At 65.2% G+C, this 276-nt stretch carries 1 protein-coding gene; it reads right to left on the bottom strand.

Annotated elements, in window-relative coordinates; translation table 11 throughout:
- The coding region (locus tag TSA66_RS27260) for a HAMP domain-containing protein (protein ID WP_198358667.1) at window positions 1-276 on the bottom strand (276 nt) is incomplete at both ends.

Genomic DNA, 276 nt, shown 5'->3' with positions numbered 1-276 from the left:
TCAAGTCCTTCCACACGCCCGACACGCCCACCACCTCGGCCTGTCCGCCCAGCTTGCCCTCGGTGCCGACCTCGCGCGCCACCCGCGTCACCTCGCCGGCAAACCTGTTCAGCTGGTCGACCATGATGTTGATGACATCCTTGATCTGCAGGATCTCGCCCTTCACGTCCACCGTGATCTTCTGCCCGAGGTCGCCGCCGGCAATGGCCGTCGCCACTTTCGACACATCGCGCAGCTGCACCGTCAGGTTGCCGGCCATCGCATTGACGCTGTCGG

It is taken from the genome of Noviherbaspirillum autotrophicum (assembly GCF_000818395.1).
Taxonomy (GTDB): domain Bacteria; phylum Pseudomonadota; class Gammaproteobacteria; order Burkholderiales; family Burkholderiaceae_D; genus Noviherbaspirillum; species Noviherbaspirillum autotrophicum.
This window is presented reverse-complemented; position numbering and strand designations above follow the sequence as displayed.